Origin of the sequence: Luteipulveratus mongoliensis, assembly GCF_001190945.1 — a bacterium.
Taxonomy (GTDB): domain Bacteria; phylum Actinomycetota; class Actinomycetes; order Actinomycetales; family Dermatophilaceae; genus Luteipulveratus; species Luteipulveratus mongoliensis.
This window is the reverse complement of record NZ_CP011112.1, coordinates 2,443,569-2,465,465: the sequence shown is the minus strand read 5'-3', so window position 1 is coordinate 2,465,465 and position 21,897 is coordinate 2,443,569. Positions and strand designations below refer to the sequence as shown.

Here is a 21,897-nt window from a genome sequence, read left to right as displayed (position 1 = left end):
TTCGCGCGCAGTGAGCGCCTACTCAACGCCGCCGCTTAGTCAGGTGCACGGTGCCGGCGATCGGGCTGCTGGGCGCCTGGCGGAAGCCGGCCTTCTTGTACATCCGGATGTTCGCCTCACTCCTCGCGCCGGTGACCAGCGCGAACGAGGTCGCGGCGGTCGGTGCGAGCGCCTGGATGCGTCCGAGCAACCACCGGCCGAGCCCACGGCCGTGCAGGTCCGGAGCGACCATCAGGCGGCCGATCTCCCAGACGTCATCCTCGAGCTGACCCCTGATCGAACCCACGAGGCGACCACCTGAGCGGAGTACGTACGTCTGCCACTCCCCGAGCGACGCGGTGAGGGACTCCACCGTCTCGTGCTGCGCCGGGATGTCGAGCATGCCGTTCGCGATGCCCTCCTTCAGCCAGCACGCGTGCGTCAGGGTGAGCAGCTCGCCCACATCGCCGGGCGTCGCGAGCGCAAGGGAGCCGTCCGTGAGGTCACCGACGGCGACGGATCCGGACGCGTGGAGCAGGTCGGGCCGCCGCGCGGCCGTGCGCTCGAGCCGCTGCTGGTGCCGCCAGGCCGCGATCTTGCCGTGGTCACCCGACAGCAGCACGTCCGGCACCGCGCGACCGTCCCACACCGGGGGCTTGGTGTAGACGGGGTACTCCAGCAGCCCGTCCTCGTGCGACTCCTCGACCAACGAATCCGCATTGCCGATGACTCCGGGCAGCAGCCGGGCGACGGCCTCCACGATGGCGAGCACGGCGACCTCGCCGCCGTTGAGCACGTAGTCGCCCAGGGAGACGATGCGCACGTCGTACGCCTCCGCCGCCGCCTCGTAGACACGCTCGTCGATGCCTTCGTAGCGGCCGCAGGCGAACACGAGGTGGTCCTGCTTCGCGAGGTCGCGAGCCATCGCCTGGGTGAACGGCGTGCCACCGGGTCCCGGCACGATCAGCGTCGGCCGCGCGTCGACGTCCGCAGCAACGCTGGCGAGCGCCTCGCTCCACGGCTCCGGCTTCATGACCATGCCGGCGCCACCGCCGTACGGGGAGTCATCGACCGTGCGGTGCCGGTCGTGTGTGAAGTCACGCAGGTCGTGAACCTTCAGGTCCAGCAGCCCGTCGCGCCGGGCCTTGCCGATCAGTGAAAGGTCAAGCGGCGCAAGGTAGTCCGGAAAGATCGAGACCACGTCAAGGCGCATCAAGACTCCAGGTCCAGCAGTCCGGGCGGCGGGTCGATCACCACGCGGCCGGCGTCGACGTCGACCTCCGGCACGATCTCCTCGACGAACGGCACATAGGCGACGCCACCGCCCGTCTTCTCGATCTCGAGAAGGTCCTGCACCGGCCGCGGGTGCAGGGCCACGACGCGACCCACGGACACACCCTTGGTGTCGAGGACCTCCAGGCCGATGAGGTCGTCCTCATACCAGGCGTCCTCCTCGTCATCGGGGTCCGGCGCGGCGACGAGGCGGGTCCCGCGCAGAGCCTCGGCAGCCGTACGGTCGGGGGCGCCCTCGAAGGCCAACAGCTGAATCCCGTTGTGAACCCTCGAAGCTCGCACGGTCAGCGGTCCGGCCTCAGCGGGCTCGGTGACGAACGTCGCGCCAACGACGAAGCGCTCCTCCGGCGAGTCGGTATGGACCTGAACGGTCACCTCGCCCTTCAGCCCGTGGGCCTTGCCGATCCGGGCCACCATCACGTCGTCCATGGTGCGCATCCTCTCAGGCCGGCGCGCTCCAGACGTCAGCGCACGAGCTCGTGGGACAGCACCTCGAGCGCGTGTCGGGCGTAGCCCTTCCACAACCGGGCGAACACGATCAGGCCCGCTCGGGACACCGGGGTACGCGGCGCCATCGTCCAGCTCCACGTCACCTCGGTCCCGGTCCCTGTTGGGACGAACGCCCACTCGCCCTCGATGCGCTGACTCAGCGGTGCGAGCGGACCCTTGACCTGCGTCAGCACATAGGTGAACCGGTGCGGCGGGTCGACGGTCATGAGCTCCTCGACCATGCTCCCGCCGTCGGCGAGCGCGATCGTGCGGGTCTGACCCGCCCGAGCCCACTCGCCGTCCTGGTCGCGGACCTCCTTGATGCGTGGCACCGGGCCGTACCGCCGCGAGAACAGGTCCGGCAACGGCAGCACCAAGGTCCGCGCGAACGCCTCGTCGACCGGGATCGGGATGGCGCGGGACTGCTGGGCAACAACGCTCGAAGACATGCAGCGACTGTAGTCAGGTCCGTCGCCAGACCGACCGTTCTCGCAGGCACCGAGCGCACCGCTCACGTTCGAAGAGCCGCTAAAATCGCCGACACGTACAGGACCCAGCGAAGGGCAGCGCGTGACCTCGCGGACGTTCTCACCGATCGCCCTCTCCGTACTGCGCAACGCCGACCGCCGGCTGCGGTCTGCCGAGCGCGGCGACATGGTCAAGCGGTACGCCGCCTGCCGCACGGCGCTCGCCAGTCTCGCCCCCATCGAGAGCTTCTACGTCGGTCACTACCGCGGCGAGTCGACCCTGGTCATCCCTTACACCGTGGACCGCGAGGCGTTCAACGGATCGACGGTGCAGGACTTCGGTCCGCACGGTATGTCGGCCTGGATCCGGGCCTCTCGACGCCCCTACCGCTACGCCGACGACAACGGTCGGATGCTCGGGCGGGGCTATCCGTTCGGGAAGGTCGACGAGCGCTCACAGGACGCGCTGATCGTGCCGCTGCTCGATCGCGAGACCGGTGAGGCCACCGGATTGATGGCGGCCCTGAGCGGCACACCGGACGTCTTCGACGACGAGGTCGCACACGCCGCGCAGTGGTTGGCGAAGGCCCTCGTGTCGGCCGCGGCGCGTGACGCCGACGAGGCCGAGGACCTGGACCTCTACGCGCTCTATCCCGAGCTCGACAGCACGGTGCCTCGCAGCGACACCGATCTGGTGGTGGAGGTCAGCTCGCGCCTGGAGCGACTGCACGTCGCCATCGAGGAGCTGCAGGACCACGCGCGCGCCCAGGACGACGGCAAGCAGCTGGCGTCGGCGACCAGGGCGCGTGCGCTCTGTGAGCAGGCGCAGACCCACGTCGCCCACCTGCTCCTGCACCAACCGGTGAAGGAGGCTGCGGCCGACCCGCTGGCTCCGCTCACCGATCGCGAGCGAGAGATCGCCCAGCTCATTGCCGAGGGCGGACACACCAACTCAGAGCTGGCCGAGCGTCTGGTGATCTCCGAGAAGACCGTGAAGGGCCATGTCGGCGGCATCCTGCGCAAGCTCGGCATCAGCCAACGCTCGAGCATCGCCTACGTCATCGATGGCGCAGAAGGGTCCGAAGACGTACGGCTCGACCGGCCCAGGGTCCCGGGACCTTGACCCGACCAAGACAGGACTTCGGCCCGTGGAGCGCGTGCTCGTCGATCAATAACTTCGTCGATGTCAGCACCACCACTTCAGACGTCGAGGGATTGATGACCATGACTCGCAACGCCAGCACGGCTCGCACCATCCTTCAACGCGCCGCGATCTCGGCCGCCGCCGTGGCGATGATCGCCGGTGGCGCCGTGGCTACAGCGGGCTCGGCCTCTGCCGCGCCCAAGCCGATCACGCTCACCTCGGCCTCGTGCCCGTACAGCATCGCCAAGGGCCAGACCAGTGGCTGCGTCACTCGCCTGCAGGACCTCCTCAATGCCAAGCAGGGCGCCAAGCTGGTCGCCGACGGCGTCTTCGGCGAGCGCACCCGCGTCGCTGTCGTGACCTGGCAGAAGAACCACAAGCTGACCGCGGACGGTCTGGTTGGCCCGGCCACCAAGGCCTCCTTGGAGGGCAAGCCGTCGACCAGCGTCCAAGCACGCATCGTCAGCCAGGCCAAGGCTCTGGCGAAGACGCCCAACGTCCGTTACGGGCTCGGTGACGGACACGGCGCCAAGCCCGGGCCGACCAGTGGCCGCATCGACTGCTCCGGCTACACCCGTTGGGTGGTGGGCAAGGCGTTGGGCCACGAGAAGTTCGCGAGGTGGGACTCGTCCGCGGACCAGAAGAGGAAGGTCGTCGCGACCTCAAGGCCGGTCGCAGGCGACCTGGTCTTCTTCAACAAGCCCGGAGCGGCCATCTCGCACGTCGGTGTCTACCTCGGCAGCAGCACCATGCTGAGCGCGATCCAGTACGGCAACGTCAACGGCATCCACAAGGACAACCTGTCCGTGATGAACGGCTACCAGCGCTCGTTCGGCCGAGTGACCGGCTGACCACGACGCGAGAAGGCCCGCTGGGAGACGTCTCCCAGCGGGCCTTCTGCGTGTGTCGTGCTTGGCGGACCTACCGCACCCGGTCGGTGTCGACGATGTCGACCCGGACGCTCTTGCCACCCGCGAGAGCCGACACGACGGTGCGCAGCGCCGAAGCAGTGCGACCCGAGCGGCCGATCACGCGACCGAGGTCATCGGGGTGGACCCGGACCTCGAGCAGCTCGCCGCGACGGTTGTCCTTGCGGCGGACCACGACGTCACCGTCGTGGTCGACGATGCCCTTGACCAGGTGTTCCAGGGCCTCCTCGAGCACGGATCAGGCCTCTACCTTCTGGGCGGCCTCGCCGCCGGCCGGCTCAAAGCCCGCCGCGGCCGCAGCCTCAGCGGTCTTGAACCAGACCTCGGCCTCAGTCGCGTCGTACCAGCGCGAACCCGCGACGTGGTACTTCATCGAGTCCTTGTTGCCCTTGACGGTGAAGCCCTCGGGGGCAGAGCCGTCAGCGGCCGGAGCAGCCGAGTCGGCGCCGAAGCCACCGTCGACCAGTGCAGCCTCGACGTCAGCCTTGGGCTCCTCGACCGGAACCTCGACCTCGTCCGCCTTGTCGGCGGCCACGGCCTTGGCGTCGGCAGCCTTGACCTCGGCCTCGACCTTCTCAGCCTTCTTCTTGGTGGTCGTGGCCGAGCCCTTGCTCTTGTCGTCCGCAGCGTTCTGCGACGCGGCCAGAGCGGCCTCGTAGAGGGCCCTCTTGTCCGGCTTGGGCGCCTTGACCTTGAGGGTGCCCTCAGTGCCGGGCTCGCCCTTGTGCTTCTGCCAGTCGCCGGTGATCTTCAGCAGTGCGGTGACCTGCTCGGTCGGCTGCGCGCCGACGCCCAGCCAGTACTGCGCTCGCTCGGAGTCGATCTCGATGAGGCTCGGCTCCTCCTTGGGGTGGTACTTGCCGATCTCCTCGATGGCGCGACCGTCCCGCTTGGTGCGCGCGTCCATGACGACGACGCGGTACTGGGGGGTGCGGATCTTGCCGAGGCGCTTCAGACGAATCTTGACGGACACGTGTAGGTGTCTCCTGTTTCTGTGTCAGGTGAGGCACGGCGAGACCGGGTGGGGAACACACGGGGAGCCGCAGCTCGGGGGTAGGCGCACTGACCCGGGGTAGAGGGCCCGAGGTCGCACGGGTACGGCGGACATTGTGCCAGACGGCACGCGCCAGGCCGAAACCCACCGAGGTGAGCATCTCATCATTGGCTCGCATTACTCGATGACAAAGGTTTCGTTATGTAGCCTGGCCACATGAGTTCCCTGCTGGGCTTCCCCAACCCGGTCAACGAGAAGGCCGCGCGCACGGTCGCAGCCGTGGTTGCGGTGACCGGCGCCGTCATCCTCGTGACGGGCTGGCTCTGGCTGCTCGTGCCCCTGGCGTACGGATTCGTCGCGCGCGTCCTGACCGGCCCACGCCTCAGCCCGCTCGGCACCGTGGCCATGAAGGTCATCGCGCCCCGACTCGGCGAACCCCGCCTCTCCCCCGGCCCGCCCAAGCGGTTCGCCCAGGGCATCGGCGCGGTGCTGACCACGGCGGCTGCGATCGGTGGACTGGCGCTCGGCTGGACGACATTCGCCCTCGTGCTGACCGGTGTCCTCGTGGTCTTCGCGACCCTCGAGTCCGCACTCGGATTCTGCGCCGGCTGCTACGTCTTCGGACACCTCATGCGGCTGGGCGTCATCCCTGAGGAGACCTGCGCCGCCTGCAACGACATCCGCCTTCGTCAGCCCGCCTGAGCAGAGAGGGCCGGCCACAGCGTCGTGAGCAGCTCGCGCGCGTATGCCGGCCGCAACGGCTCTCCCGACACCTGCAGCCGGTAGTACAGCGCGCCCCAGATCGCGTCGACCGCGGCGTCCAGCCGCAGATCGGAGCGCACCTCACCCCGCTCGATGCCACGACGCAGGACGGCCTTCGCGCTCGCCCGTCGACCGGCGATGAACCGCTCTCGCAGGCCGCGCGCCAGGTCGTCGTCGAAGCGCGACTCCGCGACCAGGTCCAACGTGGCCTGTCCCGTGGCGGACGCATAGAAACGGATCACGCCACGCACCTCGGTGAGCAGCTCGGTGAACGTGTCATCCCCTTCCTCGAACGCCGGGTAGCGATCGCCCTGCTCGTGCACAGCGTCCAGCAAGACATCGGCCTTGGAGTCCCACCACCGGTAGACCGTCGCCGTGCTGACACCAGCGCGACGGGCGATCTCCGCCGTCGTCACCTGACGAAAACCCTTCTCCTGCAACAGGTCGTACGCCGCCCGCAGCGTGGCAGCGCGACTCGCCTCGCTCCGTGGTCGACCGGGCAGCCTGTCATCTACCACCGAGACCTCCTCGTATCCCTTGCGATTCGTTGTTACGAAACGTATCGTTTCGAATTAGTCCTGTCGCGCACACACCCCGATGGAGAGGCAATACCTGTGGCAACAACCGATCGGCCGGTGTGGTTCATCACCGGCGCAAGCACCGGACTCGGCCGGGCCATCGCGCTTGCAGCCGAGGCCGCTGGCAACGCCGTGGTTGCGACCGCGCGCCGCCCCGACGACGTCGCTGACCTGGCTGGCGAGCACGTACTCACCACCCGCCTCGATGTCACGGACGCACAGAGCATCACGGACGCCGTGGCCGCAGCCCACGAGCGGTTCGGCCGGATCGACGTACTCGTCAACAACGCGGGCTACTCATTGCGTGGCGCTCTTGAGGAATGGGCCGACACAGAGCTGCGAGATGTGTTTGATGTCAACGTGTTCGGCGTTGCCAACGTCACCCGAGAAGTACTGCCGGCGATGCGCGAGCAGGGCTCGGGCACCGTCGTGATGATGTCCTCGATCGGTGGTGTGCGGACCACGCTCGGCGGGACGGCGTACAACACCACCAAGTTCGCCCTCGAAGGTCTCTCCGAAGGGTTGTCCAACGAGGTCGCGGCATTCGGGGTGCGCGTGCTCATCGTCGAGCCGGGACCGTTTCGCACCGACTTCGCCGGGCGGTCCAACCGATGGCCCACTCCCCTGCCGGCGTACGACGCTGTGCTGAGTGCCGCACGCGAGCGATTCGCCGCGCAGGACGGTCAGCAGACGGGTGATCCGGACGCAGCGGCGCGAGTGATCGTGGAGGTCGCGAGCGGGACTGACGTGCCGTTGCGACTGCCTCTGGGACCGGAGTCGTTCGACGGCATCCGAGCCCGCCTGCAGAGCCGACTCAGCGAGCTCGACGCCGTCGAACCCATCGGCCGCGACACGTCCTACCAGCCGGTCGAGTAGCCGGAGCGCCAGCGGAGGCGTATCGAGACCAGGTGCACGCGGTCACCCGGTCTCGATACGGCTCGCGCCTGGGCGCTCGCCTACTCGACCAGCGATGGGGCGTGCTCGACGGCTCAACCAGTGGGGACGCTCGGGTCGGCGACCTGGCCGAGGAAGAGCGGTGCGCGCGTCGCGGTGTCGTGAATGACGAAGAAGAACGCGCGGTCGACCGTGATCTTCCGGTCGATCTGCGGCGCGCTGCCGACCGCCATCCCAGCCGCCGTCGCAGCGGCTGCCTCGACACCTCCGGGCGTGGCCTTCACGACCGACTGGTGCACAACTCCACTGACGAAGAGGTCACCCGGCTCCCCCGCCATGCCGGACAGATCTGCCCGATTGGAATCGAAGAGTTCGTGCACGCCGAACCCCTCGAGCGTGGGCTTGAGGTCAGCAGCAGTGCGCACCGAGAACGACGGGACCGAGAGCTCGACCGAGCCCGCCGACCGAGTCGCCAACGCACGCGGAACCACGGCGCCGAGCTGAGACCGGATGCTGTCGTACCGACCCTTGTCCGGCACGATCAGGGTCATCGCAAATCGCTTGTCCTTCAACGGCATCGAGACCGAGCGCCAGCCGGACCCGGCTGCCGTCGGATAGGCGGAGGTTGCGGACATCATGGTCGTCGGGGTCGACCGGCCACCCGCCGTCATGAATGGCTGCGGGTCGGACATCGGAGTCATCTGCGTCGACCAGCTGCCCTTGAGATACAGCGCGTTGACGAGCACCAACCTCGTGCCCTCCGAGACGAAGTCCGCTGGCAGCAGCTCCGGGATCAGCTTGTGGGTCTTGCCTGACACCCACTGGTTGATCGACTTTCGCGCTCCCTGATGGTCATGCAGATAGTCGACGGGGTAGACACCCGCGCCGAAGCCGGAGGCCAGTCGGTCGAGGAACGGCTGGCGTACCTGCAGTGTCCGCTCGGGCCACAGACCGTTCGCCGTGCTGAGAGTGATCCCGCTTCGCTTGGCCAGCTGGGCGTCGATCGCCGTGATGGCCGCCGCTTGCTGAGGTTCACTCGAGCCGAGCACTCGATCGAGCTCCTGCGCGCTGGTCCCTCTGGCGCCGGCCCTCGTCATGGCGAGCGCGGAGTAGATCGAGTAGGGGCTGACAGACCCGTTCTCGTGGGCGCCAATGTCCTTCGTGGACAACAACATTCGCGCACCGAGGGTGCTCAGCATCGACCCAGCAGGCGTGCTCGTCGGGGCCTTCGCCCGAACCACGGCCGCCTTGATCTGGGAAGGCTGCGGTGCCGGTGGTGCTTTCGCCGGGTCCCCACCGCAGGCGGTCGCGCCGAGCAGCAGTCCGGCGATGGTCGTACCGATCAGGGCAGTACGCATTGGTGGCCTCCTCGAGTCCGTCACCGTCAACTACGGCGCAGAGGCTCAGAAGGTTGCCGCCGGTCTAGTCCGTCGGCGCGTGGCGCTCCAGGAACGTATAGACCTCGGTGTCGTCCACGCCCGGGAAGACTCCGGGCGGCATCGCCGCCAGCAGGTGGGAGTGGGCGCGGGCGCTCGGCCAGGCGTGGCCGCCCCAGCGCGACGAGAGGTCGGCGGGCGGCTGCATGCAGCAGGTCGGGTCGGGGCAACGTGACTTCGACCGATGGGTGGTCTCGCGACCGCGCATCCACTTCACCGACTGGTAGGGCACCCCGACATTGACCGAGAAGAGTCCCTCGGGAGTGCGGTCGACCACGGCGGTGCACCAATATGTGCCCGACCGGGTGTCGGTGTAAGCCTGGAACGCCTGGCTGAGATCCGGCTGCTCGAAGACCCGCCGTGCCGTCCACTGACGGCAGACCCGCTGGCCCTCGATCGCACCCGTGGCATCGCGCGGGAAGCTCACACCGTCGTTCTCATAGGCCTTGTAGATCACACCATCGCGCGAGATCCGCATGAAGTGCACCGGGATGTCGAGGTGGCGGGTGGCCAGGTTGGTGAACCGGTGGGCGGCCGTCTCGTAAGACACCGCGAAGGCGTCGCGCAGGTCCTCGATCGCGATGTCCTTGGACTGCTTGGCCTCCTGAAGACGCGCAACGGCGTCCTGCTCGGGCATCAGCAGCGCTGCCGCGAAGTAGTTGATCTCGACGCGTTGCGACAGGAACTCGGCGTAGTCCGCCGGCACCTGGTGACCCAGCACCAGGTGCCCGATCGCCTGCAGCGCCAACGACCTCGAGTCGTGCTGACCGGCCTCCGGCTGAGGGAGGTAGACCCGCTTGTGGGTCATGTCCGTGACGGTCCGCGTCGACCCTGGCAGGTCGGAGATATGGACCAGGCTGTAGCCGAGGTGGCCGGCCAGCCGATCGACCGAGGCGCGACTGATCGGACCCCCGGGGTGCTTGATCGCTGACAGCAGGTCCGCCGCAGCGGCCTCGATCTCACCGAAGTAGTTGTCGGCGGCGCGCATCCGCTCGCGCAGCTCGGCGTTGGCCATCCGCGCGTGCTCGGGGGTCGCCGCCCGCTCGGCCTGCACCGCAGCCATCGCCTCGTGCATCCCGACGAGCGCCTCCAGGGCCTCCATCGGCAGCCGCGGGCCGATCTTGACCGCCGGCAGTCCCAGGTGCTGGTAGGAGTCGGCACGCTGCGCGCGCTCCAGGCGGATCTCCAAGGCCGCGCGCCGGCTCGGCGGCGCCGTCGCCAGCAGGTCCGCCAGCGGGGCATCGAGGGCCTCCGCGAGGGCCGTCAGCATGGACAGCCGCGGCTCGCGCTTGCCGTTCTCGATGAGCGACAGGGCGGATGCGGACATGCCCACCGACTCCGCGACCTCGCCCAGCGTCTGACCTGACTCCTGCCGCACATGTCGCAGCCGGCGACCGATCGTCAGGGCGTCCGGCGCGGGCTTGCGGGACTCGTCAGGGACGACCGCAGACCGAGGCTGGGTGAGGCGACCAGTGGATGGGGCCACCTGCGAAGAAGCGCGGTTCATGACACGTGAGTCTGCCTGGTGTCGGGGTGAAAGGTGGGACATATCGTCACATTAACGAAAGAAACGCAGATCTTTACAGTGCAAGGGTGGCTACTTGTCAGTTCCAGTCGGCCAGAGTGTGGGCAACGCAGGACGCCGAACGCGGCGACCGGCGCATGTGACATCGAAGGGCAAACCGGCCCATGTGGCCGGCACCGAAAGGACTGACGAGGAGCCATGACCTCCACTACCGAGACCCCGCAGCTGAGCGAGCAGGGCCTGGACCCGCGGTCGACAGCGGCCGCCGAGATCCAGAAGGACTGGGACACCAACGAGCGGTGGAAGGGCCTCAAGCGCGACTACTCCGCCGCCGACGTCGTCAAGCTGCGCGGCAGCGTCCAGGAGGAGTACACCCTGGCTCGCCGCGGCGCCGAGCAGCTGTGGACCAAGCTGCACACCGAGGACTACGTCAACGCGCTGGGCGCGCTGACGGGCAACCAGGCCGTCCAGCAGGTCAAGGCCGGCCTCAAGGCCATCTACCTGTCCGGCTGGCAGGTCGCCGGTGACGCCAACCTCTCGGGTCAGACCTACCCGGACCAGTCGATCTACCCGGCCAACTCCGTGCCGGCCGTCGTGCGTCGCATCAACAACGCGCTGCTGCGTGCGGACCAGATCGAGTACGCCGAGGGCAACAAGTCGGTCGACGAGTGGGTCGTGCCGATCGTCGCGGATGCCGAGGCCGGCTTCGGTGGCGTGCTGAACGCGTACGAGCTGATGAAGTCGATGATCGCCTCCGGCGCCTCGGGCGTGCACTGGGAGGACCAGCTCGCGTCCGAGAAGAAGTGCGGCCACCTCGGTGGCAAGGTGCTCATCCCGACCCAGCAGCACGTGCGCACGCTCAACGCCGCGCGTCTGGCCGCTGACGTCTCCGACGTGCCGTCGCTGATCATCGCTCGTACCGACGCCGAGGCCGCGACCCTGATCACGACCGATGTCGACGACCGCGACAAGCCGTTCATCACCGGTGAGCGCACCACTGAGGGCTTCTACAAGGTGAAGAACGGCATCGAGCCGTGCATCGCCCGGGCCAAGGCCTACGCGCCGTACGCCGACCTCATCTGGATGGAGACCGGCACCCCGGACCTCGAGCTCGCGAAGCAGTTCGCCGAGGCCGTCCACGCCGACTTCCCCGATCAGATGCTGGCGTACAACTGCTCGCCGTCGTTCAACTGGAAGAAGCACCTGGACGACGCCACGATCGCCAAGTTCCAGAACGAGCTCGGCGCGATGGGCTTCAAGTTCCAGTTCATCACCCTGGCCGGCTTCCACGCCCTGAACTACTCGATGTTCGACCTGGCCCACGGCTACGCCCGTGAGCAGATGAAGGCGTACGTCGAGCTGCAGGAGCGCGAGTTCGCCAGCGAGGACCGTGGTTACACCGCGACCAAGCACCAGCGCGAGGTCGGCGCCGGCTACTTCGACGCCGTCGCGACCGCGATCGACCCCAACAGCTCCACCACGGCGCTGAAGGGCTCGACGGAGAACGCTCAGTTCTGACCTGAGCTCACTCCGTACGTACCACCTGGGTCCCCGCGGTCACCTGGCTCCGGCCGCGGGGGCCCAGGTTCTTTTCACACACCGGACGAACGACAAGCGAAGGAGGCACATCATGACTACGACGATCCGCGGCACCATGCACCCGCGATTCGAGACGATCCTGACCCCCGAGGCGGTGGCCTTCGTCGCTGCGCTCGACGGCGCGTTCGCCGGGAGGCGGGCCGAGCTGCTGCAGGCTCGCCGCGATCGAGCCCGCCGCATCAGTGCGGGCGAGGACCTGGACTTCCTGCCCGAGACCAAGAACATCCGCAACGACCCCAGCTGGACGGTCGCTGCGCCCGGGCCGGGCCTGACCGACCGCCGCTGCGAGCTGGTCTCCCCCGCCACCCGCAAGATGGGTGTGCACGCCCAGCGCTCTGGCGCTCAGGTGTGGCTGGCCGACCTCGAGGACGCGACCGCTCCCTCCTGGTCCAACGTCATCTCCGGTCAGGTCAACCTCTACGACGCCGTGCGCGGCCAGCTGGAGTACACCGACGAGGACGGCGTGACCGAGCAGGGCCAGCTCAACCCGCCGACGATCATCATGCGTCCGCGCGGCTGGCACCTGTGCGAGAAGCACATCGCCGTCGACGGACGTCCGATCTCGGCCAGCCTGGTCGACTTCGGCCTGTACTTCTTCCACAACGCCAAGGCCCTGATCGAGGGCGGCGCTGGTCCCTACTTCTACCTGCCCAAGGTCGAGTCGCACCTGGAGGCTCGCCTCTGGAACGACGTCTTCGTGATGGCGCAGGACCTGCTTGGCATCCCGCAGGGCACGATCCGCGCGACGGTGCTGATCGAGACCTTGACCGCGGCGTTCGAGATGGACGAGATCCTCTACGAGCTGCGCGAGCACGCCTCCGGTCTGAACGCCGGTCGCTGGGACTACATCTTCAGCTACATCCGCACGTTCGCGCAGCGCGGCGACGAGTTCGTGCTCCCGGACCGCGACCGGGTGACGATGACGACGCCGTTCATGCGGTCGTACACGCAGCTGCTCGTGGCGACCTGCCACAAGCGCGGCGCGCACGCGATCGGCGGCCCCGCCGCGGTCAACCCGACCCGGCAGGACGAGGACGGCCGCCACCGCGCGCTCGCCCAGGTCCGTGCCGAGAAGGAGCGCGAGGCGGCCGAGGGCTTCGACGGCTCGTGGGTCGCTCACCCGGCGGTCGTGGAGACGTGCCTGACGGCGTACGCCACGGTGCTGGGTGACCGGAGCTGCCAGCGCGACGTGCGGCGGATCGCCGATGTCACCGCACGGGACCTCGTGTCCCTGGAAGGCACCCAGCGCACCATCACCCTCCAGGGTGTGCGGACCAACGTCTCCGTGGCGCTGCGCTACCTGGCGTCGTGGGTGGACGGTACCGGCGCGGTCGCCATCGACAACCTGATGGAGGACGCCGCGACGGTCGAGATCTCGCGGGCCCAGCTGTGGCAGTGGCTGCACCACCGCTCACAGCTGGCCGAGGGTCCGCAGGTCACCAAGGACTTGCTGGAGCGCGTGATCGAGGAAGAGATGGCGCACCTGACGCGCAGCGGCGACGCCGGCGAGACCGCTCGCTACGAGGCGGCCCGCGACATCCTCACTCAGGTGGCGCTGGACGACTACCTGCCGGGCTTCTTCACCAACTACGGCTACGTGCGCTACCTGACCGACCGGCCGCTGCGGATGAAGGGCGCGCTCACACCGGACGACCTGCGCCAGTCCGAGCAGGTGCCTGCGACGACCGGTGCCACCAACGGTTCGGCTGCCTGACCGCCGAGCTCCCGTACAACCAGCGCCCCCATGCCGTCTTCGACGTGGGGGCGCTGGCCGTACGCCGGTCGTGGCAGGCTGTGCTCCTGGTTCCGACCGCACTCGGACCGATCAACCTGCGCCACCCGAGGAAGTCACATGCTCCGTCTCCGTACGTCCGCCCTGGTCGCGGGCGTCGCCGCCCTGCTCACGCTCACCGGCTGCTCGGGTGACGACTCCGGGAGCGCCAGCACGCCGCCGAGCACCACGAAGAGCAGCGCCTCGGCCTCCAGCGCGCCCGCACCGGCACCGGTCGCGAGCAGCCCTGCGAGCAAGGCCGCGCCGGGCTCCGCGAGCACGTTGGTGCGGGTGTGCGGGACCAAGGAGGCCGACCTGACGGCGCGCGACTGCAAGAAGCCCGAGAAGGACGTCACGACCAGCGCGGTCTCCTGCTCGGCGCTGCTGCCCAAGGAAGCGACCGGCACGATCAACGTCACGTTGTTCCGCAACGGCGCCCAGGTCTACACCGCCAATGCGACGCGGCAGTCCGACATGCAGCCGCTCTTCCTCAACTTCTCGGTCGGTCACCTGCAGATGCCGGGCGGCACCTATGCGTGCCAGTTCAAGGCCGGCGCCCGGACCTGGACCGGCTCGACAACCTTCAAGGGACCAGCGGGTCAGGCCAGCCAGACCATGGCGTGCGACGGTGCCACCATGTATCGCGCCGGCACCATCGCACACTGCGCCCGCGGCGCCGCCACCCTGACCGCGCCACGCAGCATCGGGTGCAGCTCGCTGATCACGGACGTGCTCGGCAAGACCGTCGAGGTGCGGGTGCAGACCCCGAGCGGTCCCTACCGAGCGGCCGGCAAGCAGACCAATGGAGCCACCATCGTCCAGCTCGCGGCGGACGCCGCGACGCTCGGCGGCACGATCTCAACGGGCGCCTACAGCTGCACGTTCCTCGTCGACGGCCGGCAGGTCAGCAAGGTCGACTTCACCGTCACCGGTTAGCCCGGAACCCGCTTCGACCAGCGCCCGTCGCACCAACTGGCGTCGTCGCAGGCACTTTTTGATTCGCGTACGCCGTAAATTGGTTCGGGGGTGTAGCGATCGCGCCGTGCGACGGTACCGACGCCGACAGGGAGGGGACAGCATGAGTCTGCGGATCCATTTCGGCGTCGATGACCTGGCCCGCACCCGGTTCGCCACGGAGCCCGACCCGCTGTGGGAGGTGCTGCTGAGCCTGCACATGCTGCAGACCGACGACGAGCCCGATGTCTATGGCCGGTGGCGGCGGCGGATCAAGAGCCAGCTCGAGGACAGTGACCGGCGGCTGATCGATCTCGCACCGGCCGAGGGCTACTCACCCGACTTCCTCACGCCCGCCGAGTCCGTGCACGGCCTGGACGCCGGGCTCCAGGCCATCGTCGGTACGCCGGCCGCTCGCCTGGGTGCCGACCTGCGCGATCTCGCCGAGGACCGGCCACTGCCCTCGTGGGCACACGCCTTGACGACGCCAGAGCCCGACCGAGGCACCATGACCAGGCTGGGCGGCGCGATTCGCAGCTATCACGACCGCGCGCTCGCACCGTTCTGGTCCAGCATCCGCCGGCAGACCAGCCAGGACCTCGACTCGCGCGCCAGGGTCGTCGTCGCTGGCGGCCTCGCGGGTGCGGCCGCGGAGCTGCATCCCAAGATCCACTGGCGCCCACCCGTGCTCGAAGTCGACATCGGGCACGTCGACTCCGATCTGTGGCTCGACGGGCGCGGACTGCGCCTCGTCCCCTCGTTCTTCTGCCACCGCCATCCGATTGCGTTGCGGGACACCAGCCTTCAACCGGTTCTCGTCTACCCGATCCACCACGACCTCACGTGGCACCAGACCACGACCCCACGCGACCATGACCACCTGCGAGCCCTCGACGACCTGCTCGGCAGCACCAGGGCCAAGGTGTTGCGCGAGATCTCGCGCAGTGCATGCTCGACCACGGAGCTCTCGCAACGCACCTCTATCTCGCTGGCCAGCGCCAGCGAGCACGCGCGGGTACTACACGCCGCCGGGCTGGTGCAGACCCGTCGCGCGGGTCGATCGGTGCAGCACTCGATCAGCTCCTCCGGGTCGACCCTGCTGCGCAACATCGTCAGCTAGACCAAGACCGGAGCCACCGGTGAAGGCTGTCCGTTTCGGCGAGTTCGGTGGCCCGGATGTCCTCGAGCCCGCGAGATCGTACGACCCCCAGACGCACACGATCCCGGTGCGCTGACAGGTGCGCACCGGGATCGCGTCGTGACCCGCGCGCGCTGACAGGCTGCGCGCTGGGCCAGATCGTGGGGTCAGGACCAGAACTGCGTCTTGGAGCTGCTCGACCAGTCAACACCGACGCCGCTGAACCAGTTGGCCTCAAGGCGCTGGCCGTACTGCTGGTTGCGGAAGGCAATCTTGCCGTTCCAACGGTCGATGAACCAGCTCTGGAACTTGGACTTGTTGCACGGGTAGCCACGCAGACCGTAACGGCTGCTGTAGTCCAGGCAGTTGCCCGTCGCGGCGTTGCGCAGCTCGCGGGTCCCGTCGTTCCACACCCGGACGCGCCACTGCTGGTTCGGTCCGCCGTGGCAGCCGATGACGCGGACACCGCGGTTGCTGTCGTCCAGACACGTGCCGGTGCTGGCGTTCTTGAACGTCTGGGTCCCCGATGCGGCGTCGGCCTGCATGGCCGGGACGGCGACGATCGGTGCGGCGACGGCCACCAGACCAGCGGCCCCCAGGATGATCTTCTTCTTCATGACTCTTCCTCCGTGGTCTTGCGGCTCAGGACAAGTACACGGATAGGACGTCGCCCAGCGAGTCTGGCTCCCTCGGTAGCCGACCTTTCGGGCTGGCCTGAAGAGTGCCCGCGGCAACCGAATTCCCATGCACTGCAACGGCTTTCGAGATCATCTGCTCGCGCATGGCAAGGCGCCGTTCCTCATGGGAGGAACGGCGCCTTGGGTGCCCCACGACGGGCAAGGGGTGGTGCGGATCAGCTCAGACCCAGGCCTGCGTGCCGTCGTACCAGTTCTCACTCGCACCCGGCTTGTTGAACGAGCCGTCGAGAACCTTGCGAGTCTGCTGGTTCTCCAGCTGGATCTCCGAGCCGTTGACGTTACGACCGAGCCCGTGGATGACGTACCAGCTCTGCCACTTGGACTTGTTGCACGGGTAGGTGCGCAGACCGTAGGCCTCACTGTGGTCGAGGCACCGGCCGGTGGCCTTGTTGCGCAGCTCGCGGGTGTCGTCGTTCCACTTGTGGACCTCCCACTTCTGGAAGTCACCACCGTTACAGCTGAACATCCGCAGGCCCTCGTTGCTGTCATCGAGGCAGCGCCCGGAGGCCAGGTTGCGGAAGGTGTTGGTCGGGTCGCCCTGCGCGGCGCTGGCGTGCATCGCCGGCACGGCGAGGATCGGAGCGGCAGCAGCCACAAGGCCCGCAGCCCCCAGGATGAGCTTCTTCTTCATGACGTACTCCCTTGAAGTCATTCACGTTCAGGACAGGAACACTGATCCGACGCCGGCCACGAAGACCCGCTCCACCTTTCGATGAAACTGCAAAGGTCGGCGCTCGCGTCCAGGGCATGACCTGACCCCCAGAGCGCGGGAGGGCGCTCCGGGGGTCGAGGTGGCGCGACGCGTCGGGGGGTAGGGCCGCGGCGCCAGCAGGGAGCCTCAGCTCCAGGTCTCGTTGTTGTCGATGCCACCGTCCGCCGGCGTACCGATCAGGTCGCCGCCGCCGATACCGAACCAGCCGCTCCCCTCCTCGGCCAGCCGCGTGCCGGTCGCCTGGTTGGTCAGGCTGATGCCCGAGGCCTCGCCGTCGCCGGCGCTGCCCGACTTGTGATCCACCGTCCAGCTCTGGAACTTGGAGAAGTCACTGGACGGGTCGTGACAGGTGAAGGTGCGGACGCCGTACTGGTTGCTGTGGTCCAGGCACCGGCCCGTGGCGACGTTCTTGAGCTGACGGGTGTTGTCGTTCCACTTGCGCACTTCCCACTGCTGGTGCGGGTTGTCGGACTCGCAGTCCATCATCCGCAGGCCTTGGTCACTGTCGTCGATGCAGTCAGCACTCATGCCGTTCATGAACGTCTGAACAGCGTCCGCGGGCTTCGCGCTGGCATGCATCGCGGGCACGGCGATGATCGGTGCGGCAGCGGCCACTAGGCCGACGGCGCCCATGATCAGCTTCTTCTTCATGACGTACTCCCCTTGAGGTTGTTCACGATCAGGACAGGAACACCGATCGGACGCCGGTCGGGGGATGCGGCTCCACCTTTCGACCAGACTGCAAAAGGTGGTGCCGCCGGCCGAATTAGACCTTCAATCATCCCTTTGCGACCACCATCATGGGTGGCATGGGACATCGACGCGTGCGCGGTGCGCCCCGCGATGCCACGGTCCGAGAACTGAAGTTCCGGTCGCTTGCCGGGGAGCTGCGCCGGGGCATCCTGGCCGGAGAGTGGGTGCCCGGCGCCAAGCTCCCCACGGAGAAGGAGCTGGTCACACGCAGCGGGTTGTCCCTGACCACGGTGCGTCGAGCGTTTGACGAGCTGGCAGAGCAGGGCCTGGTCGTCCGCCGTCAGGGCGCAGGCACCTTCGTCGCCGAGCGCACCACGCCTCCCCGAGTCCGACGGACCGTCGGAGTCCTGGTCCCGAGCACGACCCAGTACTACCCGAGCGTGCTCGCCGGCATCGAGTCGGCCCTTTCCGCCGCCTCCGCCCGCCTCGTGCTGGCCTGTTCCCAGTACGACGGCGCTCGTGAGGACACCGACATCGCATCGCTGCTCGACTCCGATGTCGACGGTCTCCTGCTCGCGCCGACCCTGCACGACATCGAAGACCCACAGCGGCGAGTGGCTGAGCTCATGCAGCTCCAGGTACCAGTCGTCCTGCTCGAACGGCGCCCGCTGGACGCGGGGACCGAGGACCGAAGCGAGCACGTCTGCACCGACCACGCCGGCGGAGCGATGGATGCCGTCCAGCACCTGGTCGATCTCGGGCACACCCGGATCGGTCTGGTCTGCCGCTCGCCGAATCCCACTGGGGACCAAGTGCTTCGGGGCTATCGCGAGGCACTGGCCCGGCTCTCGCTTCCCGAGCTCGGCGAAACCTTCACGACGTACCACGCGTGGGCCGGTCCCGAGGCCGACCAGGCGATCGCGTCGCTGCGCGAGGCCGGCGCGACCGCGGCCCTCGCGTTCGGCGACCGGGAAGCCGCCTTCCTGGAGGGCGCCGCCAGCCGCGCCGGTGTCCGCATACCCGAGGACCTCGCGATCGTCTCGTACGACGACGAGACGGCCGACATCGCGGCAGTGCCGCTCACCGCGGTCTCACCACCTAAGTTCCGGATCGGTGAGACCGCGGTCGGAGTCCTGCTGCGGCGCATCACTGAAGGCGACGCCTGTCCCGTGCAGCAGATCAGGCTGAGGCCTCGCATCGTGGTCCGCGAGTCCTGCGGAGCGCAGCGCGTCCACCCGAACCTGCCGACCTCTGCTGGCGGCCGCGGGGCCTGAGGGCTCCACGCCGAGCCCTCAGGCCTTCGGGAGGATGCGAATCGACTCGTGCGCTCTGGCCTCGATCTCCAGCACATCGCCGCGGAGGGTGCTCGCCACTGCTCTGCCTTGCTCGCCGACGACCCGCATCGGCGTGGTTGCGAACTCCGCGTTGCGCACCCGCACCGTGCCAGTCCGATCGGCCCGCAGGCGGGCCTCGCCCAGGTGACCGGTCTTCCAGTCCATGCCGACCGTGAGACCACCTCGGGCACGTAGGCCGTCGACGCGACCCTTGTCCCAGGCGGTCGGCAACGCCGGAAGCAGATCCACCACGCCCTCCCCGCTCTGCAGCAGCATCTCCGCCATGCCGCTGGTGGCGCCGAAGTTGCCGTCGATCTGGAACGGCGGGTGGCTGTCCCACAGGTTCGGGAGCGTGGACTCGTTCAGCTGGCCGGCCAGGGTTGAGTGTGCCTCGTCGCCGTTACCCAGTCGCGCCCAGAAGTTGGTCTTCCACGCGGTGCTCCACCCGGTCCCGCCGTTGCCTCGGGCCCGGAGCGAGACTTCTGCGGCCTTGGCCAGCGCAGGCGTGTCGTCCCGGGAGATCTGTCTTCCGGGGAACAGACCGAACAGGTGCGAGACGTGGCGGTGCTGGTTGGTCGGGTCGTCCCAGTCCTCCTTCCACTCCTGGAGCTGCCCCCACGAGCCCACCCGGGTGCCCGGGTCCAGCCGGTTCAGGGTCGTGGTCAGCTCCTTGCGGAAGTCCGTGTCGACCCCGAGGTCACGGCTCGCCTCGATCGTGTTGCTGAGCAGGTCCCAGACGATCTGCTGGGAGATGCTCGCGCCGGCCGAGAACGACCCCTGCTCCGGTGAGAAGCTCGGTGTCACGACGAGCTTGCCGTCCCGAGGGTCTGGCACCAGGAAGTCCAACCAGAACTCCGCCGTCTCCTTGAGGTACGGGTAAGCCGTCTTGCGCAGAAAGGTCTTGTCGCCGGTGAATCGATAGTGCTCCATGAAGGACTGACCGAGCCACCCGCCGCCCTCCGGGAACCAGAACGAGTCGGCGTAGTCGTGCACGCCCGTGAAGCCCCAAGGGTTGGTCTGGTTGCTGACGACCCAGCCCTTGTCGACCCCAAAGATCTGACGGGCGCTCACGCGTCCCGGGGCACGCAGGGAGTCGGCGTACGCGTACAACGGCGCCGTCGTCTCGGTCAGGTTGGTCACCTCAGCCGGCCAGTAGTTCATCTGGAGGTTGATGTTGACGTGGTAGTCCGCGTCCCACGGAGGTGCCGTGCTGGTGTTCCAGACACCCTGCAGGTTGGCCGGCAGCGACCCGGCGCGAGATGAGGCAATGAGCAGGTACCGGCCGTACTCGAAGAACAGCTGCTCGAGGGATGTGTCCTGCGGCCTGCTCCCGGTGTAGCCGGCTACCAGCTGGTCCGTGGGCACCGCTGGGAGCGGTTGCCCCAGGTCGAGCGACATCCGGTTGAACAGCCCGGTGTGGTCGGCCACATGCCGGGACCGCAGAACTCGATAGGGCAGGGCTGCCGCCGCGTTGATCTTCGTCGAGACCTTGTGGTGTGGGTCCGCGCCGCGGTAGGCGGGATAGGTATCGGCATAGTTGGTGGCCGCCGAGAACAGCAGGGTGACGGCGGTGGCCCCTTGGACCGTGAGCGTCTCCTTGCCGTCCAGCACCGTGCCGCCGTCGGCGACCACCTGGACCTGGCCCTCGTAGACGAGGCCGTTGTCGGGAAGGCTCCCGCGGATGGTCATCCGCCCGCCGGACGTACTCACCGAGCGGCCGGCGTGGGGAGACGTGAAGGACGTGGTGAACGAGATCGCGCCAGCAGTGTCTGCTGTCAGGCGCACCGCCACGACGTCCGCGGGATGGCTGGCCAGGTACTCCCGGCGGAAGGTGGTCCCATTCCGTTGGTAGACAACACTTCCGACGCCTTGTTGCAGGTCGAGCGACCGCCGATAGCCGCTGACGTCACCAGACGCATCGGCGAAGTCCAGGCCGAGGTCACCGAACGGCTGGTACGCGCCGAAGCCCCACTCGTACTGTCCCAGCTTTTGTCCGACCCAGCTTGACGGCACCTTGGTATCAGTGGCGATGCGCCGACGGACTTCATCGAGGGCACCCGGTCGCGGCTGCTCCCAGTTGCCGAAGCCGTACGCGTGTCCGCCCTCGTGCGAACCCGGGCCACCCGTCCACAACGTCTTCTCATTGAGCGCAAGACGCTCCTTGTCCACGCCGCCGAAGAAGCTCGCGCCCAGCGGTCCGTTGCCCACGGGCAGGGACTCACGCTCCCAGTCGGTAGCCGGCTTGTCGTACCACAGGGTGTGCGCGCTCGGGGCACCGGTGACTCCGGACGGAGGCGCGCCCAGCGCACGGCCAGGCAGCGCTGTCCCCGACGTGGCCGCCAGCAGGCCCGCGACAACAACGGCGAGTACGACCGAGTGCGCCTTTCGTCCGAACATGATCATCGCGATCTCCTGGGTTCTCACAGAGGTGGGTGGGAAACGTGCGCGATCGGGCGACGCCGCTACCCACGGGCTCGGCGACACTCTGGGCGCACCTGAGGAGAGGAA

General features: G+C 68.2%; 21 protein-coding genes and 1 pseudogene. 9 read left to right on the top strand and 13 right to left on the bottom strand.

The features are described 5' to 3' along the window. Positions 1-22: 22 nt before the first annotated feature. From trmD to VV02_RS11775, 3 genes are read right to left on the bottom strand one after another with little or no spacing between them, the layout of a single operon-like run. Complete coding sequence (gene trmD / locus VV02_RS11785) at positions 23-1,192, bottom strand: tRNA (guanosine(37)-N1)-methyltransferase TrmD (RefSeq protein ID WP_052591727.1); 1,170 nt, start codon at positions 1,190-1,192, stop codon at positions 23-25. Continuing rightward, positions 1,192-1,701, bottom strand: coding sequence for a ribosome maturation factor RimM (rimM, locus tag VV02_RS11780; RefSeq protein WP_052591726.1), 510 nt, complete (start codon positions 1,699-1,701; stop codon positions 1,192-1,194). Before rimM ends, trmD begins: the two co-directional genes overlap by 1 nt. A 35-nt stretch (positions 1,702-1,736) precedes the next feature. Beyond that, positions 1,737-2,210 carry an SRPBCC family protein gene (locus VV02_RS11775; RefSeq protein ID WP_052596891.1) on the bottom strand — a complete coding sequence of 158 codons (474 nt, stop codon included), beginning with the start codon at positions 2,208-2,210 and terminating at the stop codon, positions 1,737-1,739. 121 nt (positions 2,211-2,331) lie between these two features. Between VV02_RS11775 and VV02_RS27145 the strand changes: the two genes are divergently transcribed. Both VV02_RS27145 and VV02_RS11765 read left to right on the top strand, forming a co-directional pair. After that, positions 2,332-3,351 (top strand): helix-turn-helix transcriptional regulator, encoded by a 1,020-nt coding sequence (locus VV02_RS27145; protein WP_052591725.1) that lies wholly within the window; start codon positions 2,332-2,334, stop codon positions 3,349-3,351. Between the two features lie 101 nt (positions 3,352-3,452). After that, positions 3,453-4,223: a C40 family peptidase gene (locus VV02_RS11765; protein ID WP_169787676.1), complete on the top strand. Its 771-nt coding sequence runs from the start codon at positions 3,453-3,455 to the stop codon at positions 4,221-4,223. A 70-nt stretch (positions 4,224-4,293) separates the two neighbouring features. On the opposite strand, the gene VV02_RS11760 is transcribed toward VV02_RS11765, so the two are convergent. From VV02_RS11760 to rpsP, 3 genes and pseudogenes are all read right to left on the bottom strand, one after another. Continuing rightward, on the bottom strand, positions 4,294-4,536 hold the full coding sequence (locus tag VV02_RS11760; protein ID WP_052591723.1) for an RNA-binding protein: 243 nt from the start codon (positions 4,534-4,536) through the stop codon (positions 4,294-4,296). Between the two features lie 3 nt (positions 4,537-4,539). Beyond that, positions 4,540-4,836: a sunset domain-containing protein gene (locus VV02_RS27515; RefSeq protein ID WP_483806997.1), complete on the bottom strand. Its 297-nt coding sequence runs from the start codon at positions 4,834-4,836 to the stop codon at positions 4,540-4,542. Continuing rightward, positions 4,819-5,274: pseudogene (rpsP, locus tag VV02_RS27140) on the bottom strand (30S ribosomal protein S16); the annotation flags it as partial. The pseudogene rpsP and the gene VV02_RS27515, both read right to left, overlap by 18 nt. A gap of 237 nt (positions 5,275-5,511) precedes the next feature. Between rpsP and VV02_RS11750 the strand changes: the two are divergent. After that, positions 5,512-5,997 (top strand): DUF4395 domain-containing protein, encoded by a 486-nt coding sequence (locus tag VV02_RS11750; protein WP_052591722.1) that lies wholly within the window; start codon positions 5,512-5,514, stop codon positions 5,995-5,997. Here the strand turns inward: VV02_RS11750 and VV02_RS11745 are convergent. Beyond that, positions 5,985-6,575: a TetR/AcrR family transcriptional regulator gene (locus VV02_RS11745; RefSeq protein WP_052591721.1), complete on the bottom strand. Its 591-nt coding sequence runs from the start codon at positions 6,573-6,575 to the stop codon at positions 5,985-5,987. The genes VV02_RS11750 and VV02_RS11745 overlap by 13 nt on opposite strands. A 96-nt stretch (positions 6,576-6,671) precedes the next feature. On the opposite strand from VV02_RS11745, the gene VV02_RS11740 reads away from it, so the two are divergent. After that, positions 6,672-7,511 (top strand): SDR family NAD(P)-dependent oxidoreductase, encoded by an 840-nt coding sequence (locus tag VV02_RS11740; RefSeq protein ID WP_052591720.1) that lies wholly within the window; start codon positions 6,672-6,674, stop codon positions 7,509-7,511. A gap of 113 nt (positions 7,512-7,624) precedes the next feature. On the opposite strand, the gene VV02_RS11735 is transcribed toward VV02_RS11740, so the two are convergent. After that, entirely contained in the window at positions 7,625-8,887 is a 1,263-nt protein-coding gene (locus VV02_RS11735; protein WP_052591719.1) for a serpin family protein, read from the bottom strand. A gap of 64 nt (positions 8,888-8,951) precedes the next feature. Then, entirely contained in the window at positions 8,952-10,472 is a 1,521-nt protein-coding gene (locus VV02_RS11730) for a helix-turn-helix transcriptional regulator (RefSeq protein ID WP_052591718.1), read from the bottom strand. 216 nt (positions 10,473-10,688) lie between these two features. Here VV02_RS11730 and aceA point away from each other — a divergent pair, with 216 nt between their 5' ends. The 4 genes from aceA (at position 10,689) to VV02_RS11710 (ending at position 15,934) form a co-directional block, all read left to right on the top strand. After that, a complete protein-coding gene (gene aceA, locus VV02_RS11725; protein WP_157063382.1) occupies positions 10,689-12,008 on the top strand; it encodes an isocitrate lyase in 1,320 nt (439 codons plus the stop codon). A gap of 112 nt (positions 12,009-12,120) precedes the next feature. Continuing rightward, positions 12,121-13,803: a malate synthase A gene (gene aceB, locus VV02_RS11720; protein WP_052591717.1), complete on the top strand. Its 1,683-nt coding sequence runs from the start codon at positions 12,121-12,123 to the stop codon at positions 13,801-13,803. 138 nt (positions 13,804-13,941) lie between these two features. Continuing rightward, positions 13,942-14,796: a hypothetical protein gene (locus VV02_RS26680; protein WP_052591716.1), complete on the top strand. Its 855-nt coding sequence runs from the start codon at positions 13,942-13,944 to the stop codon at positions 14,794-14,796. 142 nt (positions 14,797-14,938) lie between these two features. Beyond that, positions 14,939-15,934, top strand: a complete 996-nt coding sequence (locus VV02_RS11710; protein WP_052591715.1) for an ArsR/SmtB family transcription factor — start codon at positions 14,939-14,941, stop codon at positions 15,932-15,934. Between the two features lie 185 nt (positions 15,935-16,119). On the opposite strand, the gene VV02_RS11705 is transcribed toward VV02_RS11710, so the two are convergent. The 3 genes from VV02_RS11705 to VV02_RS11695 all read right to left on the bottom strand — a co-directional run bounded on the left by VV02_RS11705 (position 16,120) and on the right by VV02_RS11695 (position 18,013). After that, a complete protein-coding gene (locus tag VV02_RS11705; RefSeq protein ID WP_052591714.1) occupies positions 16,120-16,569 on the bottom strand; it encodes an RICIN domain-containing protein in 450 nt (149 codons plus the stop codon). Positions 16,570-16,810: 241 nt separating this feature from the next. Beyond that, entirely contained in the window at positions 16,811-17,281 is a 471-nt protein-coding gene (locus VV02_RS11700; RefSeq protein ID WP_052591713.1) for an RICIN domain-containing protein, read from the bottom strand. A gap of 207 nt (positions 17,282-17,488) precedes the next feature. Next, positions 17,489-18,013, bottom strand: a complete 525-nt coding sequence (locus VV02_RS11695) for an RICIN domain-containing protein (protein ID WP_052591712.1) — start codon at positions 18,011-18,013, stop codon at positions 17,489-17,491. A 158-nt stretch (positions 18,014-18,171) separates the two neighbouring features. On the opposite strand from VV02_RS11695, the gene VV02_RS11690 reads away from it, so the two are divergent. Then, positions 18,172-19,329 carry a GntR family transcriptional regulator gene (locus tag VV02_RS11690; RefSeq protein ID WP_052596887.1) on the top strand — a complete coding sequence of 386 codons (1,158 nt, stop codon included), beginning with the start codon at positions 18,172-18,174 and terminating at the stop codon, positions 19,327-19,329. 18 nt (positions 19,330-19,347) lie between these two features. On the opposite strand, the gene VV02_RS11685 is transcribed toward VV02_RS11690, so the two are convergent. Further along, positions 19,348-21,792: a glycoside hydrolase family 95 protein gene (locus VV02_RS11685; RefSeq protein WP_218917401.1), complete on the bottom strand. Its 2,445-nt coding sequence runs from the start codon at positions 21,790-21,792 to the stop codon at positions 19,348-19,350. Between the last annotated feature and the right edge of the window lie 105 nt (positions 21,793-21,897).